Source organism: Salinivibrio sp. MA427 (genome assembly GCF_001996115.1).
GTDB lineage: Bacteria > Pseudomonadota > Gammaproteobacteria > Enterobacterales > Vibrionaceae > Salinivibrio > Salinivibrio costicola.
This window is the reverse complement of record NZ_MUFH01000135.1, coordinates 1-6,612: the sequence shown is the minus strand read 5'-3', so window position 1 is coordinate 6,612 and position 6,612 is coordinate 1. Positions and strand designations below refer to the sequence as shown.

The 6,612-nt window shown below is 50.2% G+C and carries 6 protein-coding genes and 1 tRNA gene; all 7 read left to right on the top strand.

The genetic code is table 11. The annotated features are described in order from the left end of the window. Window positions 1–73: 73 nt before the first annotated feature. Window positions 74–161, top strand: a tRNA-Ser gene (locus tag BZG79_RS09680). Between the two features lie 108 nt (window positions 162–269). After that, window positions 270–1,436, top strand: coding sequence for a nucleotide sugar dehydrogenase (locus BZG79_RS09675; RefSeq protein WP_077774277.1), 1,167 nt, complete (start codon window positions 270–272; stop codon window positions 1,434–1,436). A gap of 221 nt (window positions 1,437–1,657) precedes the next feature. Then, window positions 1,658–2,572 carry a sulfate adenylyltransferase subunit CysD gene (cysD, locus tag BZG79_RS09670; protein ID WP_077679532.1) on the top strand — a complete coding sequence of 305 codons (915 nt, stop codon included), beginning with the start codon at window positions 1,658–1,660 and terminating at the stop codon, window positions 2,570–2,572. A gap of 12 nt (window positions 2,573–2,584) precedes the next feature. Beyond that, window positions 2,585–4,306: an SLC13 family permease gene (locus BZG79_RS09665; protein WP_077774276.1), complete on the top strand. Its 1,722-nt coding sequence runs from the start codon at window positions 2,585–2,587 to the stop codon at window positions 4,304–4,306. Between the two features lie 5 nt (window positions 4,307–4,311). Then, window positions 4,312–4,944 (top strand): adenylyl-sulfate kinase, encoded by a 633-nt coding sequence (gene cysC, locus BZG79_RS09660; RefSeq protein ID WP_077679534.1) that lies wholly within the window; start codon window positions 4,312–4,314, stop codon window positions 4,942–4,944. Window positions 4,945–4,947: 3 nt separating this feature from the next. Beyond that, the gene (locus BZG79_RS09655; protein ID WP_077774275.1) at window positions 4,948–5,934 is read left to right on the top strand and encodes an acetyltransferase; all 987 of its coding nucleotides are present in this window, start codon (window positions 4,948–4,950) and stop codon (window positions 5,932–5,934) included. A 3-nt stretch (window positions 5,935–5,937) separates the two neighbouring features. Further along, a partial coding sequence (locus tag BZG79_RS09650) for a GTP-binding protein (protein WP_199877691.1) occupies window positions 5,938–6,612 on the top strand: 675 nt, incomplete at its 3' end.

Here is a 6,612-nt window from a genome sequence, read left to right as displayed (position 1 = left end):
CTATAGTACGCCCCGTTAACGCGACAGCGGGGTTATAAGCCACCCAGTGTAAATGTCGTTTAACACACAATATGGTGAGGTGTCCGAGTGGCTGAAGGAGCACGCCTGGAAAGCGTGTATACGGCAACGTATCGAGGGTTCGAATCCCTCTCTCACCGCCATCATTAAAAAAACCGCCCTCGTGGCGGTTTTTTGCTATTTACAGCCGCTAGTCGTTCCTCAGTCCTCGTGATACCCTTTTCTTAGGTTTGATCCAAGAGAATAAAACAATGAAAATTGCAGTTGCTGGAACAGGTTACGTCGGCCTTTCGAACGCCATGCTACTGGCGCAACACAATGAAGTGGTCGCACTCGACATTGTGGAAGAAAAGGTTAACCTGCTTAACAATCAACAATCCCCGATTGTCGATGCCGAAATTGAGCAATTCCTCGCCGAAAAACCACTGAACTTTACCGCCACCCTCGATAAAGAGCTGGCCTACCAAGGCGCGGACTTTGTGGTGATTGCCACCCCCACCGACTACGATCCCGAAACCAACTACTTTAATACCAGCTCGGTCGAATCGGTGATTAAAGATGTGATGGCGATTAACCCCGATGCGGTGATGGTGATCAAATCAACGGTACCAGTGGGCTATACCGAGCATATTAAGCAACAAATGGGTTGCGAAAACATCCTCTTCTCACCCGAGTTTTTGCGCGAAGGCAAAGCGCTTTACGACAACTTATATCCATCACGAATAATTGTCGGTGAGCAATCCGAGCGCGCGCGCCAGTTCGCTACCTTGTTGCAACAAAGCGCGGTCAAATCGGGGATTTCCGTGTTGTTTACCCACTCCACCGAAGCCGAAGCGGTGAAACTTTTCTCCAACACCTACTTGGCGATGCGGGTCGCGTATTTTAACGAGCTGGACAGCTACGCCGAATCCCACGGTTTAGACGCGCGCCAGATCATTGAAGGGGTAGGGTTAGACCCTCGCATTGGCGATCACTACAATAACCCCTCCTTTGGTTACGGCGGTTACTGCCTGCCAAAAGACACCCGTCAACTATTGGCCAATTACCAAGACGTGCCCAATAACATCATTCAAGCTATCGTTGACGCCAACACCACCCGCAAAGACTTTATTGCCAAGGCCATTATCAAGCGCGAGCCCAAAGTGGTAGGTATATATCGTCTGGTGATGAAATCCGGCTCAGATAACTTCCGTGCCTCGGCCATCCAAGGGATCATGAAACGCATTAAAGCCAAAGGCATTGAAGTGGTGGTATACGAACCGGTGCTTGAAGAAGACACCTTCTTTAACTCAGACGTCATCAAAGACCTGGATACCTTCAAACAACGCGCTGATGTGATCGTTGCCAACCGCATGGTGGATGAAATCCGTGATGTAGAAAGCAAAGTCTACACCCGCGATTTGTTTGGGGCGGATTGAGGAAAAATTTCGACGTCTGGTGACAAACTCTTTTGCAGATACTTGTTAGCAAGTAGACTCGTTCCTCGTTAAAATACGGCGGCTATGCACAACGCGTAGTGAGTCTTAAAGGTTGGCTATGCGCACAGGGGGAGCGACACCTCATGGCGGTAGCGTGGGTAAGCGCTGAACAAAAAGTGTTCGCTGCAAAGAGTGGCTTCACATAGGGTTAAGGAAACACCATGTCTGTATCACCAGAAAAAATGACGCATTTAAAGCAGCTTGAAGCTGAGGCTATTCATATCATGCGTGAAGTGGCAGCGGAGTTTGATAACCCTGTGATGCTGTATTCCGTGGGCAAGGACTCTTCCGTGATGCTGCACTTAGCAAAAAAAGCCTTTGCGCCGGGTATACCACCGTTTCCGTTGATGCATGTTGATACCACTTGGAAATTCCAAGAGATGTATCAGTTTCGCGATAAAATGGCTGAGCAAGCGGGCATGAAGTTGATTGTGCACCAAAACCCGGAAGGGCTGGCGATGAACATCAGTCCGTTCACGCATGGCAGCTCGGTGCATACCGATATCATGAAAACCCAAGGGTTAAAGCAGGCGTTAGATAAATACGGTTTTGATGCGGCGTTTGGTGGCGCTCGCCGTGATGAAGAAAAATCACGCGCCAAAGAGCGTGTGTATTCGTTCCGCGATGAGCATCACCGCTGGGATCCCAAAAATCAGCGCCCCGAGCTTTGGCATATTTATAACGGCAAAGTGAAAAAGGGCGAGAGCATCCGAGTCTTCCCGCTGTCAAACTGGACGGAACTTGATATCTGGCAATATATCTACCTAGAAAACATCGAGATCCCTGGTTTGTATTTGTCCAAGCCGCGCCCTGTCGTAGAACGAGATGGCACTTTGATTATGGTCGATGATGATCGGATGCCACTTGAAGAGGGCGAAGTACCAGAGCACAAAATGGTACGCTTTAGAACACTAGGTTGCTATCCATTGACAGGTGCCGTGGAATCAGAAGCGACCACCTTGACCGAAGTGATTCAAGAAATGTTGCTTACCACCACCTCTGAGCGCCAAGGGCGGACGATTGACCATGATAGCGCCGGTTCGATGGAGAAAAAGAAACGCGAAGGCTACTTCTAAAAGGCCCGGTTGATGATATTAACAGCCACTGTATTGGTGGGACTGATTGCGGCGCTGGTGGCTACCAAGCAACGTGCAAGCCATATTTTTATCGCCGCAACTACCCTGTTGTTAGTCGGTGGTGAGCTAGATACCCAAACGGTACTGAGCCATGTCACCAACTCGGGCATTGTCACCCTGGTTTTATTGTTACTAGCGGCAATCGTATTAGAACGCACCGCGTTGCTAAGTTTTTTGGCAAAACATATTGCTCATAGCAAGTATTTGCCGAACTTACTAAAAATGGGCGCGTTAAGCGCGATTGCCTCGTCCATGCTTAATAATACAGCCGTAGTGGCCACCATGATGCGGGCGGTGATGAAGTCGCAACTGCATGCTCCGCAGCGTTTATTGATCCCGTTGTCGTATTTTTCCATTTTAGGCGGCACCTTAACCTTGATAGGCACCAGTACTAATCTAGTGGTCAGTGGCTTAGTCTCGGCGCAAGGTGGTCCGAGTATCGCGGTGTTTGACTTTCTACCCATTGGCGCGGCACTCGTTGTGGGCTGTGGTGCGGTCGTGGTCGTAGTGAGTCGGTGGTTGCCACAACACACCACCGCCGAGTCACTCGAGAGCCAATATTTTATTGAGGCCGCTGTGGCGCCCAGCAGCCCGTTGGTTGGTAAAACCGTCATCAGAAACGGCTTGCGTGCACTTGATGGCTTGTTTCTCGCCGAAATCGTGCGGGGAGATACTCTCATCTCACCGGTTAAACCCGACGATGTTATCCAAAGCCGAGACAAATTACTTTTTTGTGGTGATGTACGCCGAGTGCATCAAATTACTGCGTTCCCAGGGCTAACCACCTTTAACAAAGGCGATTTACCCGCCACTAACTTGCGTGAAGTCTTGGTAAGCCCAGAGTCGATCTTAATCGGCAAAACACTCAAGCAAGTGGGCTTTCGCGCCCGGTTTGATGCGGCAGTGATTGGCTTATCACGAGAAGGGAAAACTGTCAGCGGCAAGTTGGGGAATAACCCGATCCAAAGTGGCGACAAACTAATGCTGGCAGTAGGGCCAGATTTTGAGCGGCGACAGAATATCAGCCGCAACTTCTTTTTGTTGTCAGATCACAAAACCTTTCAGCCGCTTTCTGTGGTGCAAAACACAGCCGCCATCGGTGGCTTTCTCGTGGCGATTGCGGCAGGTGCGTTGGGCATAATGAGCTTAATAGAAAGCTTGACGTTATACCTGGTGCTGATGGTGGGCAGCAAGGTTGCCGATAGCAGTCAGTTACGTCGACGCTTTCCGTTTGAGCTATTAACGATTCTAGTCTGTGCCTTATCGTTGGCTTCTGCGGTGCAAAGTAGTGGTTTAGCCACGTCGGTCACCCAGGTCTTTTTAGCTCAGATAAATGGGCTACCCACAGTATCCGTGCTATTTGGCTTAATACTGTTAACGGTGCTGCTCACCGAGACCATGACCAACACCGCCGCGGCGGCCTTGATGGTGCCCATTGCGCTCAGCATTGCCGATGGGTTGCAACTGAATGCCATGCCTTGGGTGATGGCGGTTGCGTATGGCGCGAGTGCGTGTTTTATCAGCCCCTTTGGCTATCAAACCAACTTAATGGTAATGAGCGCGGGAGAGTATCGACCCGCCGACTTTATCCGAGTGGGCTGGCCGGTCACGTTAATGTATATCGCGATCGTAACTGCATTAATTCCGATTGTATTTCCTTTTCATTCTGTGTGAGTGCTATGACAACAACGTCGACGCCAGCTACCAATATAACCTGGCATAACAGCAGTGTGACCGCACAAACGCGGGCCAAACAAAAACAACAAACCCCTGTGGTGCTGTGGTTTACCGGGCTCAGTGGCTCGGGGAAATCCACTATCGCCAATGCCGTTGAGCATCAATTATTGACCGCTGGTGCACACAGCTATCTGCTGGATGGCGACAACATTCGCCATGGCCTCAACCAGGACTTAGGTTTTAGCGCAGCAGACCGAGAAGAAAACATACGTCGCATAGGCGAAGTGGCTAACTTATTTATAGATGCTGGAGTGATTGTGCTCACCGCCTTTATCTCGCCGTTTCGGGCCGATAGGGAAAAAGTGCGTGCCCGTATTGGCGATGCTGCTTTTATTGAAGTGTTTGTTGACACACCGCTTGCGGTGTGTGAAGCCCGCGATCCGAAAGGCTTATATAAAAAAGCGCGTGCAGGAGACATTCCTGACTTTACCGGTATTGATTCGGCGTATGAGCCACCCGCCGCGCCTGAGATACATTTGCATACCGACCAAGCCGATATTGAAACCTGTGCCAAGCAGGTGGTGAGCTATCTCAACACTCACGGGTTTATTCGAGCATCTCAAGGAGCCAACTAAGTCATGCATTACGATGTGTTTAATGGTGATGCCGACGGCATTCTCGCGTTGTTGCAGTTGCGAAAAGCGTCGCAATTACAAAAAGCGGCGCCGCAGGCAAGTACCCTCGTCACGGGCGTTAAACGCGATATTCAACTGCTTGACCAAGTCGCGCAGCAAACTGATGTCTCGAGTGTCACCGTGCTTGATATCTCGATGGATAAGAACAAAGCCGCCCTAGAAGCTCTACTTAAGCGTGATATCCCCGTTTTCTATTGCGATCACCATCGTACCGGAGAAGTGCCAGTCGCCGATAACTTCACTGCCTTAATCAATACCGATGCCAACACCTGTACCAGTTTGCTGATTAACCAGCACCTCGGCGAGCGCTATGTGGCTTGGGCAATCGCAGCGGCGTATGGCGATAACATGGTTGCCGCGGCCGATGCCCTCTGTGAGAAACACGGTATCGCGGCCGACCAACAAACGTTTTTAAACGAGCTGGGCATATTGATTAATTACAACGGGTATGGCTCGAGCGTAGACGATTTGCTCTTTGCGCCAGCGGACTTGTATCACGCATTAATGGCCTATGACTCACCGTTTGCGTTACAAGCCGATCGCACGTCGCCATATTATCAACTGCAAGGTGGGTATGCCGATGATATGGCCAAGGCGCAGGCATTGGCCCCCGAGCATACGTCTATCGAAAGCACCATTTACTGCTTACCGAATGCGGCGTGGGCGAGACGCATTAGCGGAGTGTTCGGCAACCAGCTGGCCAATCAATCACCTGAAAAAGCTCACGCTATATTGACATTAAACCCGAGTGAACAAGGTTACACTGTGAGTGTGCGCGCGCCGCTTAACCAGCGCCATGGCGCGGATGAGATCTGCGGGCAATTCTCCACTGGCGGTGGTCGTAAAGCCGCTGCTGGGATTAACCTGCTACCGAAAGCTGAAATAAACACTTTTATCGACACACTGAACCAGTATTACAAGGCTCTATAAGTCATGTCACACTCTTCTGATTTAATCGCTAAAGACATCGACGCCTATTTGCAGGTGCATGAAAAAAAAGATTTACTGCGTTTTTTAACCTGTGGCAGCGTCGATGATGGTAAATCTACCCTGATTGGTCGGTTGCTGTATGACAGCAAGCTGATTTATGAAGATCAGATGGCGGCGATTGAAAAAGACTCGCAAAAGTTCAACACCACCGATGAAGCGTTTGACTTGGCCTTGCTGGTTGATGGCTTGCAATCCGAGCGCGAGCAGGGCATTACCATTGATGTCGCCTATCGCTACTTTTCAACCGACAAGCGCAAGTTCATTATTGCCGATACGCCAGGGCACGAACAATATACCCGTAATATGGTGACCGGTGCGTCGACGTGTGAACTGGCGATTGTGATGGTGGATGCCCGTCATGGCATTCAAACCCAGACTCGTCGCCACAGTTATATTTGCAGCTTACTGGGTATCAAGCACGTCATTGTCGCGGTCAACAAAATGGACTTGGTGGATTACGACCAAACGGTATACAAACAAATTAAAGCCGACTATCGCGATATGGCCAAACACTTTGCCATTGATGACATCCGCTTTGTGCCTATATCGGCGCTGAAAGGCGACAACGTGGTGACGCCAAGCGAGCAAATGGACTGGTACCCCGGTGCTACCTTGATG

Excerpts from the sequence above, each read along its gene's own strand:
- BZG79_RS09655 (WP_077774275.1), top strand. The coding sequence starts at position 4,948 with ATGCATTACGATGTGTTTAATGGTGATGCCGACGGCATTCTCGCGTTG.
- BZG79_RS09665 (WP_077774276.1), top strand. The coding sequence starts at position 2,585 with ATGATATTAACAGCCACTGTATTGGTGGGACTGATTGCGGCGCTGGTG.
- BZG79_RS09675 (WP_077774277.1), top strand. The coding sequence starts at position 270 with ATGAAAATTGCAGTTGCTGGAACAGGTTACGTCGGCCTTTCGAACGCC.
- cysC (WP_077679534.1), top strand. The coding sequence starts at position 4,312 with ATGACAACAACGTCGACGCCAGCTACCAATATAACCTGGCATAACAGC.
- cysD (WP_077679532.1), top strand. The coding sequence starts at position 1,658 with ATGTCTGTATCACCAGAAAAAATGACGCATTTAAAGCAGCTTGAAGCT.